This is a genomic window from Enterococcus sp. AZ171 (assembly GCF_051714005.1).
In the GTDB taxonomy this organism is placed as follows: domain Bacteria; phylum Bacillota; class Bacilli; order Lactobacillales; family Enterococcaceae; genus Enterococcus_B; species Enterococcus_B pernyi.
Genome location: NZ_JBIORA010000001.1, coordinates 2,249,562 through 2,264,616, shown reverse-complemented (window position 1 = coordinate 2,264,616; position 15,055 = coordinate 2,249,562). Strand labels below are relative to the sequence as shown.

Sequence of the window (15,055 nt, the reverse complement as noted above, 5' to 3'; positions counted from 1 at the left end):
CACTCCTGTCACAACCTCAGCTTCACGTATGAAAAAAGCGAAAAGCCGAAAATAGCTCACATTATTTTCGGCTTTTTTGTTGCTCTTTGAACGTATTTATTTTTACTCTCTTAATTTAGAAAGGCAGGTGAAAGGTATGAATGAAAGTTGGCAAGCAATTTTTGATGAATGGTTCCCAAAAGAAATCAAGCAACACTACCCAATAAAAATCTCCAAACAATATACAAGTAGCCAACGATGGGAAATCTATGAACGATTGACGAAACAACAACGAATTGTCATGGATCAACATCGTCGTTACTTGATCCACTCACGGTTTTTGGAAGAAAACTATTTAGCAGCAACGGATTGGATTTTTTCTGACTTTAAGATCAATCCATTTTATCGCACATCACGTAGGCAACAGAAACTTTATTGTGAATGTGGCCGTGAACTGAAAGTCCAATACATCGTTCGTTCCCCTAAAACGGGTAAGGAATTAAAACTAGGGATCAATCATTTTGCAGAACACTTGCACGTTAGTCCAACAGTTGCAGCGTCGATCAATCAGGGAATGACTAAAGTGGATCTAGCGCTGGATGAGATCCTCTGGCTGAAACAACAAAATATTGCCTTTCCTGAACGACTCTGGCAAGAATATTGTCTAATGTTGTATCATAATCGCCGGCTGAAACAACCGATTTTACCAGATAAAAAGCTGACTAAACGACTCACTGAATTTCGTCATGCCCAGTTACCGATTTATCTGGCAGACTATCAAGCAATGGAAAAGTACATCCAACAAGTGAGCTATCAGGCAAAAGAAAAGCCGAAAAAAATCCTTGAGAAAAAATCATTATTTGAGGATTTTTCAGAAGATTTGACTAAAGATGTTGAAGCGTTCTTGACTAATTATCAACTATTTCTTCGAAAAGATTGGTCATCTGTTTCAATGGCTGAGACAAGCCAACCATCTGTCGCTTTTTTTGCAGAGTTTATCGCTAATCTGCGAGAAGGATCGAAGAATGAAGCTGTAGACGTCGATCGATTAGCAAAAGAACAGCGTTTTATCCAACCGCAAATTTATTATTTTGTTTGGCAACAATATCAGCGTTATGGATTTACAACTGGTTTTTTCGATAGTATCCCTCGGGTGATGAGAAATGGTTTTCTAAAGATTTTACGCAAAGAACGCGAAGAAAAACAGCAAGCTACAACAAAAACTGTGACAGAAACTGAATGGCAAGAACTTGCAAAGAAAATCAAAAAACAATCAGTCGCCTCTTTGATCCAAGAATATGAACAAGCAGACTATGTATTTACTTCAGAACAACAGCTTGCATTAAAAAAATTCCAAGAATTGGAATCAGTGATACAAACGATGGATGAAGACATTAGAATGTTGCTCAAGGATTTGATTTAGTTGACTCGAACCGCTGAGAGAATCTTGGTATGACGATACCTAGAAATAAGCGAGAAAAGTCCCATCCTATTTTGGGTGACTTTCTCGCTTTAGTAAGAGGTTTGAAAAACAAACCAATTTCTAGTACAAGTTTATTTATTGTTTTCCATCAAGAAACATGGTGCGAAAAATATTCTGCTTCCATGCGCTGCATGCGCGCTCTTTCTTTTTTGTTGTACCAAGGAGAGACAGTAAAGGCTAATAAGTCATTGATCAAGTAAACAGAGCTATTGATAAACATAGCTAAACTAGCAGACCCATGGGTATAGGAAACATACCATAAGACCATTTGTGCAAGACCAGAAGCAAGCCACCAATAATACTGATTGTTGTAGCGAAGGAAGCTAATGATGCCGGCAGAAAGACTGATCGAAAAAGCAATGGCATCGATCCAAGGACGAGGGTCGTCTGTATACGTACCAATCAAATAACCTGAAATCAAGTAAACGAAAACAGTCCCGGTTAATGCAATCAACCAACTTTTTCCACTAAATTCTCGAATTTTAGAAGCCATATTATGATTCCATTCTTTACTTAATAAAACTGGGATATCCAATGTGACCATGTAAGCAATTTGTTCGCCGATACTTAAATAGTTTTTGGCAGAAAAGCCAACGACGATAAAACAAATAGCAGAGAGAATTCCTAGAATACCGTTGACTGATTTAGCGGCATTGATTGATAAAATACATAACACCCCTAGATTTGTCCCGATAAAGGTAATGATCGATAACCAAGTGATTGGCTGATTCACAAGTGTCATGACTTGGCAACCTAGGCTAAAATAGAATAGATAATAATTTTGTTGAGGCCAACCTTTCAATTGATGAATCAAAAATCTGAAATAATTACTCATAATAAAAAACTCCTTGAAACACAATATATAGTGTCTGTTTATTTTAGAGACACAAATTATTGTATTCCTTTTAAAATTTATTTCTAGTCTTTCATTTTAAAAAAATATATGTTATTATTCGATTTGATTGTTTTCTGAGAAACATTTACTTTCAAACGATGAAAAGTAGGAGGCCATTTGATGTGGTCTCTCTTTTTTTGTGCAGCGGGAGAAAAATCTATGCTATGTCTAAAAGTATTGATAAGATAAAGGAAACAAAAAGATTGGAAGTGTGAGAATGAATTTAACAACCGTTCACCATGTTGCGATCATTGTGTCGGATTACCAAAAGTCACGTGCTTTTTATGTTGATTTGCTAGGTTTTGAAGTTATTCGTGAAAATTATCGAGAAGACCGTGGCGATTATAAGCTAGATTTAAAACTAGGAGATATGGAGCTTGAGATTTTTGGCATCAAAGACGCACCTAAAAGACCGAGCTATCCAGAAGCTTGTGGTTTGAGGCACTTAGCATTCAAAGTGGAACATATCGAAGAAACAGTCGCGGAACTACAAGGATTGGGGATTGAAACTGAACCAGTCCGTATCGATACCTTTACAGGCGAAAAAATGACTTTCTTTTTTGATCCGGACGGATTGCCGTTGGAGTTACACGAATAAAGGTAACAAATTTGTCACTTTTTCTTCCGTTCATTCGATTTTTTTCTTTCCTATTTCTTGTTATTCTAAAAAAAAACGGGGAGAGAGTGGAATGAAAAAAATAATCATTGCAGCATCGATTGCTATCATTGTTAGCTTAGCGGCTTCGTTAGGACTATTGGATGCAAACTTTTCTTTTGATGACATCAGTGACCAAGAATATCAAATCTCATTGCAAAAGGCAGTGTCTATTTTGCGAGATGAGTACCATGAAGAGAAAGTCAGTCGTATCCAGTTCAACCAATTAGACGAAGAACAAAGTAATAAAAAGATGTATGAATATATTTTTTATACTCCCAATCGAGTGATCACAGTGAATCCAATCTCAGGAAAGACGATGGTTGTTGATGAAAGCCGAAACGAACCAGGGCAATTCTTTCACTTGAAAACGATCCATCAAGTGAAACATCCACAGGCAGCAATGAAAGAAGCAGTCCATAAAGTCGGAAAACATCACGGGAAAGCAAAAAGTTGGGAAATCACGACAAAAAGTGGTCAATTGTATTATTCTGTAGCCGTAGATGGAACGAATCATTTAGAAGATGTATTGATCAGTGCTTGAAAGAGAAGTGGTTTCACTTCTCTTTTTTTATAGATAAGAGTAATCTAAAAGTGTAAAACAAAGAAGGGATTGAGGGAATCATGCAAAAAATGGTTTGTCCAAACTGTGGAAAAAAATTCACTTATGAAGAAGTAAATCATATCGTCGAACACGTAAAAAAAGAGATGCCGATTGTTTGCCCCTACTGTCGTTTTGAAGCAAAAACAATCGTTTCGAATGGTTATTTCGTGACACAAAAAATTGAAGATTATTTGAATTAGCTGTTTTGCTCTGAGATTTCATTATGGTAAAATGAAAAAAAGGAGTGTCAGAAATGATTCGTAATGCAAAAAAAGAAGATGCGGCAGCTATCGCTCCGCTTATTTTAGTTATATTGAAAGATATGGACTTACCGTTTCTTTTAAAGTACGGTGAAGAAAAAACATTAGAAGTCTTGGAAGAAGCCATTACAGACCCAGACTATCGTTACAGCTATACAAGAGGGATCGTTGATGAGCGAGAAGGCAAGGTAGCAGGAATCGTTTACGGTTATACAGACGAAGAAGAACCAATCATCGACCAGCCGTTAGAAAAAATCTTACAAAAGCATGGCATTTATGAGCAAGTAAAAATGTTTACGGATAGAGAAACATTCCCTGATGAATGGTATTTAGATTCTATCTGTGTTTCAGAAGAATTTAGAGGACAAGGAATCGGTTCCTCTTTGTTAGAAGCATTGCCACCAATCGTCAAAAAACAAAACCGCGATGTCATTGGACTAAGTTGCGATAAGCAAAACCCGCAAGCTAGAAAATTGTACGAGCGCCATGGGTTCAAAGTAATCGGGGAACGAACGATTAGTGGACATCTGTATGATCATATGCAAAAGAAAATCGTCTAGTGAGTTTTTATTGCTCAATCAAGCTTACCAGATTAACAAAATGCAGGCATACCTGAAAAGGTGTGTCTTTTTTTATTAATAAAAAAGTGAGGAATATCACATAATTCAAAAATAATTGTGAAAGAATATAAATACTATACGTTATGTTAAATGAAGAATGTATGAAATTAATGTAATTTTTCTATATAATTTCAGAAAAAATATGTATTTTATCGATTTTTAGGAATATAATTACGAATGTTTTTATGTTATGAAATTTCATATATTGATGAAAAGAGATGAAAAAATGTTCAAAAATAAAGTTGTGAATCTTTCCCTAATGTCTGTTTTGCTTCTCCATTTATTTTTTCCAATCCAAGTAATTGCTGAGACATTTCTTCCACAAGATCCAGGAAGTGTTTATGATGATTTGACTGGTGATTATGGGGTATTAGGGATTGCTTCTCAGTTCCATGTGTTCGCAAAAGAAAAAACGACCATCAATGCGCATACAGAGGGGAATGTAGCAACGAGTGTTTTATCAGCAACGAATAACTTCGGTACATCGATCAGTACAGGGGATTTAAATAAAGAGATCAATTATGCACAATCCGTTGAGACAATCATTAGCTCAGCAGAAACTGCGGCTTCTGTTAAACGATCGAATAAATTTATTGTGGGACCAAACAATGTGATCACGACGGAAAACGATAAAATAATTGTCAATGGAACAAGATTGGATCATTTATCAGTGGATGAGTTCTATCAAGATCGAGAAGATGCTCAATATATTGATTTCAACAAAGAGTTTGAAAATTTAATGCTGACATCAAATATGTTGATGTCATTAGATCCATTAAAAACATATACGCCAGATGATTTCCCTGATATGAATAATCGTGTGATTGACTGTACAGATCTGGTTGGGGACCAGCCCTATGTCATCAATGTTGCTGCTTCTGTTCTGGCAAAGAATACCCCCTTACGAATCAACAATCCTGAGGGAAAAGTGCTTATAATCAATGTTGTCGATGCACCGACTAATTTTTCGGTACAATCCCAGATCCAATATAATAAACGTTCCAATCATCAAACAGAAGATTTTTCTGATGCCAATATTTCTTGGAATTTTGGTAATCTAACAGAAAAATTAGAAATCAATGCGCCTTTCCAAGGAACGATTATTGCACCTTGTGCGGATATTACAGTCAATCAAAGTCAAGATGGAACGATCATAGGGAAAAATGTGATCTTGAATGCTACAACAAATCGTTGGGACCCAAATGAAATTTTTGCTGTACCAAATACGCATGATGACACGACAGATACAACAAGTAGCAGTACAGAACCAAGTACGAGTGAAAGCAGTACAGAACCAAGTACGAGTGAAAGCAGTACAGAACCAAGTACGAGTGAAAGCAGTACAGAACCAAGTACGAGTGAAAGCAGTACAGAACCAAGTACGAGTGAAAGCAGTACAGAACCAAGTACGAGTGAAAGCAGTACAGAACCAAGTACGAGTGAAAGCAGTACAGAACCAAGTACGAGTGAAAGCAGTACAGAACCAAGTACGAGTGAAAGCAGTACAGAACCAAGTACGAGTGAAAGCAGTACAGAACCAAGTACGAGCGAAAGCAGTACAGAACCAAGCACAAGTGAAAGCAGTACAGAACCAAGTACGAGCGAAAGTAGTACAGAACCAAGTACGAGCGAAAGCAGTACAGAACCAAGTACGAGCGAAAGCAGTACAGAGCCAAGTACGAGTGAAAGCAGTACAGAGCCAAGTACGAGCGAAAGCAGTACAGAACCAAGTACGAGCGAAAGCAGTACAGAACCAAGTACGAGCGAAAGCAGTACAGAACCAAGTACGAGCGAAAGCAGTACAGAACCAAGTACGAGTGAAAGCAGTACAGAACCAAGTACGAGTGAAAGCAGTACAGAACCAAGCACAAGTAAAAGCAGTACAGAACCAAGTACGAGCGAAAACAGTACAGAACCAAGCACAAGTGAAAGCAGTACAGAGCCAAGTACGAGTGAAAGCAGTACAGAGCCAAGTACGAGCGAAAGCAGTACCTATCCAGGTAAAAATGGAAAGCAATCAGATACAAGTACCACAACAAGTAGTGCTAGTAGTGTTTCATCAACAAACGAGTCTGACGAGCCTGTTATCAGTGGAGAAGGAACAGTTGAAAGCGATGGATCAGGTACGATGCAAATGAACGATAGACGTGAAAATAAAGTAGCGCTAGCTGTTGAATCAAATACCAATAATGATGATCCTTCGACTAAGAATGTACAATCACAAAATCAACAGCTTTTCCCTCAAACAAATGGGGAAAGAAATAATTTGTGGATCATGGTAGGTGCAGTGCTTATCTATGTAGTGACACTTCTTTTCTATAGAAGAAAACAGGTGTAAAAGAAAAAACGAAGCTGTGACATCGATTGTCTGATCCCTTTAAACCTGAATAAACGGTGTTCCAGAAGTAACTCCTTTAAAAATAAGCCAGAAAACTCCAAAAATTTGAAAGACAATTTTCGGAGTTTTCTGGCTTATTTCTCGGAGCTGGACATTTCTGTCACAACCTTATTTTTAGTTGACATCAAAGCGATAAGAAAGAGGTGTTTCTTTGTCTTTGTTTTTTCGATAGAGCCAGTAATCAAGGACAGCAGCGATACAGATACAGATAGGCGCATTTTCTTCACAAGGGATATCAAGGACATAATAATCACCGGTAAAGAGGGTTGCTTTGTCCATTTCCATGATTGGTTCATTGAAATGCTGGATCTGATAACGATGATTATAGATATCTCCTTGAACAGTCCAATGTAATCGGCGAATATAATAAAAATCTCCTGGCCAATTGAAAATCTTTTGCATCGTACCGACTTTTTCGAAATCTTTATAAAGTTCAAAGCGTGTCCCAAATGTCAGACTGATTTGTTTGATATGAGCGACTAGATCTCCATTCATGGCATAAAGAGATAAAGCATCTCCTTTCGTTCCCCAGCGGCCGACCATCAAAAAAAGTGATTTGCCTTTTTCGTCTTTGACGATTGTCCGGGTCGCACGACTCAGCTGTTTTTCCTGAATGAAAAATTCTGACATATTTGTTCCCCTCTTTCTTCAAACAACTATAGATTTTCGTTGATTGCGCGTAAGATGGCTTTGCCAACACCCGATTCAAGGTTCGTGTCTGTTAAGTATTTAGCGTAATCTTTGACTTCGATCTCTGCATTTCCCATAGCGAAACTAACGCCGGCGGTTTGCAACATGCTGACATCATTGAAATTATCACCGATCGTCATGACTTCATCTAAAGTGATCCCTCGTTCATGAGCGACATGAGCAACTGCGATTCCTTTTTGAGCATTTTTATGGTTGACTTCAAGATTATTTTGACCAGAAGAGGTCACTGCCAGTTCGCCTAAATTACTGATTTCTTTCCCTACAGGGCCTAAAATACGTGGACCTTCAGTATGGAAACAGATGATTTTTAGGACTTCAAGTTTATCATCAAGTAGTAATTCGCGAATGCTGTCAACATAAGTGATGTGTAAGAGTTCAAGATTAGCTGAAGCCATGGCGATCGCCATTTTGTAAGTCAAATGGGGCATATGGGTCGCAATGGAAGAAGCAAAGCTTTCGATTCTTTTTGGTTGGCTTTCCGAATACAATCCTTGGTTTGTCGCTACCTCGTAATAAATACCATTTGCATCTAAAATATCCATAACTGTCATGGCTTGGGGACTTGGAATTGGTACTGTAAAAAGCGACTTACCGGATCTGTCAAAAACTTGCGCGCCATTCAAAGTGATCATCGCACAATCGATTCCTGCTTCATCTAAGGCTGCTCGTGCTTCTTGTGCGTTACGTCCAGTAGCGACCATAAATTCAATACCCAGCTCATTTGCCATGCGGATTGCTTCAGTATTTTCTGTTGAGATACTCATATGTGCATCGAGTAAAGTGCCGTCCATATCAGAGGCAATTAATTTGATCATGTGATTACCGTTCCTTTCCTTTTCTCCTTCCTAGTTTAACATACTAATGCGAGATAAGATGGAAGATTTTGACTTGTTAACAAATAATTTGTGAGTTATTCTGGAAAATAGGAGGTGGGAAATTTGAAGAAAATCATCCACAATAGTTGGCAAGAAGTATTAGCTGATGAATTTGAAAAAGATTACTATCAGCAGTTGAGAATATTTTTAAAAAATGAGTACGCAACTCAAAAAATCCATCCGGATATGTATCATGTTTATGAAGCGTTAGAGCTGACTCCCTATGAAGAAGTCAAAGTCGTGATTCTAGGACAAGACCCTTATCATGGAGTAAATCAAGCACATGGTCTTTCTTTTTCCGTACAACCAGGAGTAAAAACACCACCGTCTCTGGTCAATATCTACAAGGAATTGAAGAATGACTTAGGGATCGAACCAGTTTCTCATGGGAATTTAGTGACTTGGGCCAAACAAGGTGTGCTGCTGTTGAATACTGTACTAACTGTCAGAGAAGGGCAAGCTTATTCTCATCGCGGAAAAGGCTGGGAACAATTGACGGATGCGATCATTGAAAAGCTGAATGAACGAGACAAACCGATCGTATTTATTCTTTGGGGGAAACCTGCACAAGAAAAAATGAAAATGATCGATAAAAGTCGACACATTATAATAACAGCCCCACATCCAAGCTCATTATCGGCGCATCGTGGCTTTTTTGGTTCAAAACCATTTTCAAAAACGAATGATGCGTTGCTTGCTCTGGGTGAAACACCGATTGATTGGCAACTGCCTAAAACAGTGTAATGATACAGCGCTTTCCTGTTATAGTGCAGTTTTTCCGGATTATGTGAAAAACTTAATTATTATCCATTATTTGACTGATACAGAAATTTAAAACTGTTCTTTTTTTTGATAATAGTGTATCATGGTAGTTAATAAAAATAACTGGGGGTCATCTTGTGGAATTGTTTGATAGTTTAAGATTTAAAATTGTACGTCGCGGCATCAAAATCGTGTTTCCAGAAGCAACGGATGCAAGAATTTTAGGAGCAGCAGCACGTTTAAAAGCAGAAGAATTAGTTGAACCGATTTTGATCGGCAGCAAAGAAGAAATTGAAGCAGCAGCAAATGCACGTGGTATCCAAACATCTAACTTCACGATCATCAATCCAAATGATTATGAAAAATGGGATGAAATGGTCGAAGCTTTTGTTGAACGCCGTAATGGAAAAGCAACAAAAGAACAAGCAGAAAAAATCTTAAAAGATGTCAATTACTTTGGAACAATGCTTACATATATGGGCATTGCTGATGGTATGGTTTCTGGAGCGATCCATTCAACCGGAGATACAGTACGTCCAGCACTACAAATCATCAAAACAAAACCAGGTGTAAGTCGTACAAGTGGTGCTATGATCATGGTTCGCGGTAGAGATCAAGAAAAGTATGTCTTTTCTGACTGTGCGATCAACGTGAATCCAAACGCACAAGAATTAGCTGAAATTGCTGTGGAATCAGCAAAAACAGCTGAACTATTCGATATCGATCCAAAAATCGCATTGATGAGCTTTTCAACAAAAGGTTCTGCAGCAGCTCCTGAAGTAGATAAAGTGGTTGAAGCAACAAGAATCGCGAAAGAATTAGCGCCTCAATATACGATCGATGGCGAATTACAATTTGATGCTTCTTACGTTCCAGCAGTCGCTCAATTAAAAGCCCCTGATTCTAAAGTGGCAGGTCAAGCAACAGTCTTTGTCTTCCCTGAATTACAATCAGGAAACATTGGCTACAAGATCGCTCAACGTTTTGGTAACTTTGAAGCAATCGGACCAATCTTACAAGGATTGAACAAACCAGTAAGTGACCTTTCTCGTGGTGCTAATGAAGAAGATGTCTACAAATTAGCAATCATTACAGGTGCACAAACATTATTAGATTAATCGAACAGTAGATCTAAAAAGAAAAGGGCTAGGGAGCTGAGGATTCCTGACTCTTTTCTTTTTTTTTGTTGGATTACACGTTATACTGACAAAAAAGAATGAGGAGAAATGATGATGATTGAATTAACAAGTGTGGCGATGACAGACCAATTAGCAGAAATCATTGGAAAAGTCGCTCATCCGGGAGATAATCTAGTGTTAACTGGCGATCTAGGTGCTGGTAAAACGACTTTGACAAAAGGAATTGCAAAAGGATTAGGCATCGTTCAAATGATCAAGAGTCCGACCTATACGATCATTCGGGAATATACACAAGGAAAAATGCCTTTGTACCATATGGATATCTATCGTGTCGCTGCTAGCGGTGCTGATTTGGGATTAGATGAATATTTTGAAGGTGATGGACTTTCAGTCATTGAGTGGGGAAATCTATTAGAAGATGCTTTACCTGAAGATTATTTGGAACTGATTATTGAGAAAAGTGATACAGAATTAGAAAAAAGATATGTGAAATTCCAATCATACGGACCGAATAGTCAAGAGTTTGAAAAACGTATCTATGAAGCATGGGCGAATTCTCATGGCTAATGATGTTGAACTGACGTTAAAAGAAGCGGAGAAATCAGATGCTGAAGGATTGTTAGTGATGCTACGCCAAGCGAGACAAGAAACGGATTATTTTGTTGTTGAGGAGCGTTCACTCAATAAAAGTAAAGAGGTACTTGCAACTGAATTGTCTCGAATAAAAGAAAGTGCAGAACATTTATTATTTTTAGCCTGTGTCAAAAACAGGTGGTAGGTGTTGTTTCTGTTGCTCCCAAACCTGACTTGCCCCGTCATGGCGAAATAGGGATCAGTATCTTGAAAGAATATTGGGGAATGGGGTTAGGTAAGATTCTTTTAGAGGAGGCAATCATTTGGGCTACAGAAAATGCGCGATTTAGTACGTTGGTTCTTGACGTATTGGCGGGCAATCAACGAGCCATAAATCTTTATCAAAAAATGGGGTTTCAAGAGGAAACCCAAAGTGTTGACTCTTCGAGAAGACAAGGTCAATCATTGGCGATAATCAAGATGAAACGAACGATCGAGCATAAAATAAACTGATTTCAAAAACAAAGAACCTGAAAAATAGTTGTCCACTTTTCAGGTTCTTTATTTATCATCATCTTTGATTCTTTCGTACGAGGGAATCAACCAATAGAAATGCAAGAATTAGCTTATTTTAGCTAGTTGAACTATTTCACTGTGACTAATTTTTTCAATGGGTCTGTCCCAAAATATTTTTCCTGATATAACAAGATTTCCGCACATGCTCGACTATCTTCTAACGCATCATGGTGATTTTTCAACGTGATATCCAAATTTTCACAAACTGTATTCAAGCGATGATTTGGCATTTCTGGAAACAAGCGGCGACTTGTTTTGACGGTACACAATGAGAGATAGTTCGGTTGAGGCAACTGATAATAATCTAAACAACCAGCTAATACTTTTGTATCAAATGCGGCGTTATGCGCAACGACTAATCGGTTTTTTTGGAAATACTTTTCGATTTTCTGCCAAACATCTGGAAATTTAGGTGCCTGTTGGACATCTTCGGGTCGGATACCATGGATCTGGATGTTCCGCCAGAAAAATGGCGTTTCCGGTTGGATCAAGGTATAAAATTCATCGACAATCTGACTGTTCTCCACTTTGACAAGGGCTAAGGAACACGCACTATGAGATTGGTGGTTCGCAGTTTCAAAGTCCATCGCGATAAAATTCATTTTCAAATAAGCCTCCTTTAAAAAATAAACCATAACATAGATTTGTATGAAAAGAAATAGCTTTTTCAGACTATGTATCAAGTAAATATGGTGCCAGTGAAGGATCAAAGGAAGAAAATCGGGACAACCCAATTTCTTCCGTTGCTATCCTAACTATTCGATAATTAATTCGACAGGGCAGTGGTCACTACCTAGAATCGATGTATGGATTTTTGCATCAACCAAACGAGGTGTCAAATCTTCACTCGTCAAGAAATAATCGATACGCCAACCTGCATTGTTTTTTCGAGCATTGAAACGATAACTCCACCAAGAATAGACACCTTCTAACTCTGGATAGAAGTAACGGAAAGTATCTACAAAACCATTATCAAGTAAATGAGACAATGCGTTTCGTTCTTCGATAGAGAAACCGGCACTTTTTTGATTCGTTTTCCAATTTTTCAAATCGATGTTCTCATGGGCAACATTTAGATCCCCACAAACAATTACCGGTTTTTGTTTTTTCAACTCTTCTAAATAATCATAAAAAGCAGATTCCCATTCTAAACGGTAATCGAGACGTTTCAATTCATTTTGTGAATTTGGTGTATAGCAAGTGACTAAGTAAAATTCAGGATATTCTAACGTGATCAATCGGCCTTCTTGATCATGGACATCAATGCCCATTCCATAAGAAACGTTCAATGCAGGTTCTTTGGCGAAGATCGCTGTACCTGAATAGCCTTTTTTGACTGCATAATTCCAATATTGATGGTAACCTGGTAAATCCAAGTCGATTTGACCTTCTTGTAGCTTTGTTTCTTGAAGACAGAAGAAATCTGCATCAAATTCCTTAAATGTTTCTAGAAAATTTTTGTTGACGATGGCTCTTAAACCATTGACATTCCACGAAATCAGTTTCAAAAAAACACGCTCCTTTTTCTATCAAGTCTGTGCGATTATATTGTACCTCATTTTTATTAAAAATAGTGTAAGATAAGAGTAATAACAGATAGCAGGAGGGAAATCATGAAAATTGGCGTAGTAGGAGTAGGTAACATTGCCGAAAAAGCATATTTACCCACATATGCAGGGAAACAAGGAATGGTTGATTTTTATTTTGCGACACGTAATCAGGTAACGAAAGATCGTCTGAAGAAAACCTATGGATTTGCTCATTTGTATGAGTCTTTGGATGACTTAATTGAAGAGGAGATCGAAGCATGTATGATCCATGCGGCAACAAGCGTTCATTTTCAATTAGCTAAAAAATGTTTGGAACATAATATCCATGTTTATATCGACAAGCCTTTAAGTGTCGACCTAAAAGAAATCCAAGAGTTACAAGAATTGGCAGAACAACATCAAGTGATTTTAATGGTGGGCTTCAACCGACGATTCGCCCCAATGGTCGAAGAATTAAAAGCAATTCCAGAAAAACGGTTGATCCAGTTACAAAAAAATCGCATTGCGGCAAAAGAAACAACTGCTTTTGTCATTTACGATCTGTTTTTGCATCTGGTGGACACGGCTGTTTATTTATTAGACGAACCAGTGATCAAAACAACTTCTCATATCCGAGAAAAGGAAGAATCTATGGAAGTAGCGATGTTGCAACTTGAAACTGCGAACCAAATGGCAATTGTGACGATGGATCTTGGAAGTGGTGCAAATACTGAAACCTATCAAGTAACGAGCAAACAAGGAACCTATGAATTGAGTGATCTGACAGAATTAGTCATCCGTAAACCAGATACGGTGGAAATAAAGAAATTTGGTGATTGGGAAACCACGCTGAGCAAACGTGGTTTTGTGCCAATGGTTGAACGATTTTTTGAAGAAATCCAACAACCGACGCCAAATAATGAAAAGTTAAAACAAACCAACATTTATGAGAGCCATGCACTTTGTGAGGAGATGTTGAATAATCTTTATCGTCATCAGCTTTGAGCAAAACTGGCAAGATTGTTTTAAGCGTGATAGAATGATGGGGACGTTTGAAAAGAAAGGAAAGTCCTCAGTGAATAAAGAAGATATCGTTAAAAAAAATCCAGAGTTGAATCTGTTGCTTGATGAACCGTTAAGTCATTATACATTTACCAAAACCGGTGGACCGGTAGATGTTTTAGCTTTTCCCAAAACCAAATCAGAAGTCAAACAGTTAGTTGACTATTGTCGAGAAAACCAAGTGCCATGGTTGGTATTAGGAAATGCAAGTAACTTGATCGTCCAAGATGGTGGGATACGCGGCGTGGTCATCATGTTGACAGAGATGAACCAAATCAGCGTTGAAGGCACGATGGTGATTGCAGAAGCAGGTGCGAAACTGATCGATACGACGTATGCAGCCTTAGCAGAATCTTTGACAGGATTCGAATTTGCCTGTGGGATTCCTGGAAGTATCGGCGGTGCAGTCTACATGAATGCAGGAGCTTACGGTGGGGAGATCAAAGACGTGTTTGCAGAAGTCGATTTATTATTAAGTGATGGGACGATCCAAACTCTGTCAAATGAAGAAATGGCCTTTTCTTATCGCCACAGTGAATTACAGAAGATGGAGGCCATCGTCTTAGAAGCTCGTTTCCAATTAACACCTGGTGATCATGAGATGATCAAAGGTCGGATGGACGAATTGACGGAATTGCGTGAAGCAAAACAACCATTGGAATACCCTTCATGCGGTAGTGTCTTCAAACGACCTGAAGGACACTTCACAGGACAACTGATCCAAGAAGCAGGCTTACAAGGTTTGAAATGGGGCGGCGCACAGATTTCGGAAAAACATGCCGGCTTTATCGTCAATATCGACCATGCAACAGCAACTGATTATACAGAGTTGATTGCCCATATCCAAGAGGTGATCAAAGAGAAGTTTGATGTCGCATTAGAAACAGAAGTACGGATCATTGGTGAAAAAAGAAGCTAAAGGAAAGTAGGTGGC

18 protein-coding genes are annotated in these 15,055 nt (G+C 38.2%); 13 read left to right on the top strand and 5 right to left on the bottom strand.

Translation table 11 applies throughout. The features are described 5' to 3' along the window. Positions 1-136 precede the first annotated feature (136 nt). A complete protein-coding gene (locus IGJ49_RS11015) occupies positions 137-1,402 on the top strand; it encodes a hypothetical protein (RefSeq protein ID WP_023520113.1) in 1,266 nt (421 codons plus the stop codon). Positions 1,403-1,550: 148 nt separating this feature from the next. Here IGJ49_RS11015 and pnuC read toward each other — a convergent pair whose 3' ends face one another. After that, positions 1,551-2,297, bottom strand: a complete 747-nt coding sequence (gene pnuC, locus IGJ49_RS11010) for a nicotinamide riboside transporter PnuC (RefSeq protein ID WP_010734751.1) — start codon at positions 2,295-2,297, stop codon at positions 1,551-1,553. Between the two features lie 277 nt (positions 2,298-2,574). Here pnuC and gloA2 point away from each other — a divergent pair, with 277 nt between their 5' ends. The 5 genes from gloA2 to IGJ49_RS10985 all read left to right on the top strand — a co-directional run bounded on the left by gloA2 (position 2,575) and on the right by IGJ49_RS10985 (position 6,834). Then, positions 2,575-2,955, top strand: coding sequence for an SMU1112c/YaeR family gloxylase I-like metalloprotein (gloA2, locus tag IGJ49_RS11005; protein WP_010734753.1), 381 nt, complete (start codon positions 2,575-2,577; stop codon positions 2,953-2,955). 91 nt (positions 2,956-3,046) lie between these two features. After that, entirely contained in the window at positions 3,047-3,556 is a 510-nt protein-coding gene (locus tag IGJ49_RS11000; protein ID WP_010734754.1) for a hypothetical protein, read from the top strand. Between the two features lie 80 nt (positions 3,557-3,636). Further along, on the top strand, positions 3,637-3,816 hold the full coding sequence (locus IGJ49_RS10995; RefSeq protein WP_010734755.1) for a hypothetical protein: 180 nt from the start codon (positions 3,637-3,639) through the stop codon (positions 3,814-3,816). 53 nt (positions 3,817-3,869) lie between these two features. Beyond that, positions 3,870-4,436 (top strand): GNAT family N-acetyltransferase, encoded by a 567-nt coding sequence (locus tag IGJ49_RS10990; RefSeq protein ID WP_023520112.1) that lies wholly within the window; start codon positions 3,870-3,872, stop codon positions 4,434-4,436. A 286-nt stretch (positions 4,437-4,722) separates the two neighbouring features. Further along, complete coding sequence (locus tag IGJ49_RS10985) at positions 4,723-6,834, top strand: hypothetical protein (RefSeq protein ID WP_438723442.1); 2,112 nt, start codon at positions 4,723-4,725, stop codon at positions 6,832-6,834. A 174-nt stretch (positions 6,835-7,008) separates the two neighbouring features. On the opposite strand, the gene IGJ49_RS10980 is transcribed toward IGJ49_RS10985, so the two are convergent. Continuing rightward, positions 7,009-7,524, bottom strand: coding sequence for an LURP-one-related/scramblase family protein (locus tag IGJ49_RS10980; protein ID WP_010734759.1), 516 nt, complete (start codon positions 7,522-7,524; stop codon positions 7,009-7,011). A gap of 26 nt (positions 7,525-7,550) precedes the next feature. Beyond that, positions 7,551-8,420: a Cof-type HAD-IIB family hydrolase gene (locus IGJ49_RS10975; RefSeq protein ID WP_023520110.1), complete on the bottom strand. Its 870-nt coding sequence runs from the start codon at positions 8,418-8,420 to the stop codon at positions 7,551-7,553. A gap of 123 nt (positions 8,421-8,543) precedes the next feature. Here IGJ49_RS10975 and IGJ49_RS10970 point away from each other — a divergent pair, with 123 nt between their 5' ends. From IGJ49_RS10970 to IGJ49_RS10950, 5 genes are all read left to right on the top strand, one after another. Beyond that, on the top strand, positions 8,544-9,224 hold the full coding sequence (locus IGJ49_RS10970) for a uracil-DNA glycosylase (protein ID WP_438723439.1): 681 nt from the start codon (positions 8,544-8,546) through the stop codon (positions 9,222-9,224). 155 nt (positions 9,225-9,379) lie between these two features. Further along, positions 9,380-10,360, top strand: coding sequence for a phosphate acetyltransferase (gene pta, locus IGJ49_RS10965; protein ID WP_010734762.1), 981 nt, complete (start codon positions 9,380-9,382; stop codon positions 10,358-10,360). A 114-nt stretch (positions 10,361-10,474) separates the two neighbouring features. Next, positions 10,475-10,948: a tRNA (adenosine(37)-N6)-threonylcarbamoyltransferase complex ATPase subunit type 1 TsaE gene (tsaE, locus tag IGJ49_RS10960; protein WP_023520108.1), complete on the top strand. Its 474-nt coding sequence runs from the start codon at positions 10,475-10,477 to the stop codon at positions 10,946-10,948. Next, positions 10,941-11,159, top strand: coding sequence for a hypothetical protein (locus tag IGJ49_RS10955; RefSeq protein ID WP_438723436.1), 219 nt, complete (start codon positions 10,941-10,943; stop codon positions 11,157-11,159). Before tsaE ends, IGJ49_RS10955 begins: the two co-directional genes overlap by 8 nt. Continuing rightward, on the top strand, positions 11,153-11,467 hold the full coding sequence (locus IGJ49_RS10950) for a GNAT family N-acetyltransferase (protein WP_438723434.1): 315 nt from the start codon (positions 11,153-11,155) through the stop codon (positions 11,465-11,467). Before IGJ49_RS10955 ends, IGJ49_RS10950 begins: the two co-directional genes overlap by 7 nt. Positions 11,468-11,598: 131 nt before the next feature. On the opposite strand, the gene IGJ49_RS10945 is transcribed toward IGJ49_RS10950, so the two are convergent. Both IGJ49_RS10945 and IGJ49_RS10940 read right to left on the bottom strand, forming a co-directional pair. Further along, entirely contained in the window at positions 11,599-12,132 is a 534-nt protein-coding gene (locus tag IGJ49_RS10945; protein ID WP_010734765.1) for a 3'-5' exonuclease, read from the bottom strand. A gap of 153 nt (positions 12,133-12,285) precedes the next feature. Then, a complete protein-coding gene (locus IGJ49_RS10940) occupies positions 12,286-13,038 on the bottom strand; it encodes an exodeoxyribonuclease III (protein ID WP_023520106.1) in 753 nt (250 codons plus the stop codon). A 105-nt stretch (positions 13,039-13,143) separates the two neighbouring features. Between IGJ49_RS10940 and IGJ49_RS10935 the strand changes: the two genes are divergently transcribed. Both IGJ49_RS10935 and murB read left to right on the top strand, forming a co-directional pair. Then, complete coding sequence (locus IGJ49_RS10935) at positions 13,144-14,064, top strand: Gfo/Idh/MocA family protein (protein ID WP_438723431.1); 921 nt, start codon at positions 13,144-13,146, stop codon at positions 14,062-14,064. Positions 14,065-14,134: 70 nt separating this feature from the next. Further along, entirely contained in the window at positions 14,135-15,040 is a 906-nt protein-coding gene (gene murB / locus IGJ49_RS10930) for a UDP-N-acetylmuramate dehydrogenase (RefSeq protein ID WP_062804841.1), read from the top strand. Positions 15,041-15,055 lie beyond the last annotated feature (15 nt).

Excerpts from the sequence above, each read along its gene's own strand:
- IGJ49_RS11015 (WP_023520113.1), top strand. The coding sequence starts at position 137 with ATGAATGAAAGTTGGCAAGCAATTTTTGATGAATGGTTCCCAAAAGAA.
- pnuC (WP_010734751.1), bottom strand. The coding sequence starts at position 2,297 with ATGAGTAATTATTTCAGATTTTTGATTCATCAATTGAAAGGTTGGCCT.
- gloA2 (WP_010734753.1), top strand. The coding sequence starts at position 2,575 with ATGAATTTAACAACCGTTCACCATGTTGCGATCATTGTGTCGGATTAC.
- IGJ49_RS11000 (WP_010734754.1), top strand. The coding sequence starts at position 3,047 with ATGAAAAAAATAATCATTGCAGCATCGATTGCTATCATTGTTAGCTTA.
- IGJ49_RS10995 (WP_010734755.1), top strand. The coding sequence starts at position 3,637 with ATGCAAAAAATGGTTTGTCCAAACTGTGGAAAAAAATTCACTTATGAA.
- IGJ49_RS10990 (WP_023520112.1), top strand. The coding sequence starts at position 3,870 with ATGATTCGTAATGCAAAAAAAGAAGATGCGGCAGCTATCGCTCCGCTT.
- IGJ49_RS10985 (WP_438723442.1), top strand. The coding sequence starts at position 4,723 with ATGTTCAAAAATAAAGTTGTGAATCTTTCCCTAATGTCTGTTTTGCTT.
- IGJ49_RS10980 (WP_010734759.1), bottom strand. The coding sequence starts at position 7,524 with ATGTCAGAATTTTTCATTCAGGAAAAACAGCTGAGTCGTGCGACCCGG.
- IGJ49_RS10975 (WP_023520110.1), bottom strand. The coding sequence starts at position 8,420 with ATGATCAAATTAATTGCCTCTGATATGGACGGCACTTTACTCGATGCA.
- tsaE (WP_023520108.1), top strand. The coding sequence starts at position 10,475 with ATGATTGAATTAACAAGTGTGGCGATGACAGACCAATTAGCAGAAATC.
- IGJ49_RS10955 (WP_438723436.1), top strand. The coding sequence starts at position 10,941 with ATGGCTAATGATGTTGAACTGACGTTAAAAGAAGCGGAGAAATCAGAT.
- IGJ49_RS10945 (WP_010734765.1), bottom strand. The coding sequence starts at position 12,132 with ATGAATTTTATCGCGATGGACTTTGAAACTGCGAACCACCAATCTCAT.
- IGJ49_RS10935 (WP_438723431.1), top strand. The coding sequence starts at position 13,144 with ATGAAAATTGGCGTAGTAGGAGTAGGTAACATTGCCGAAAAAGCATAT.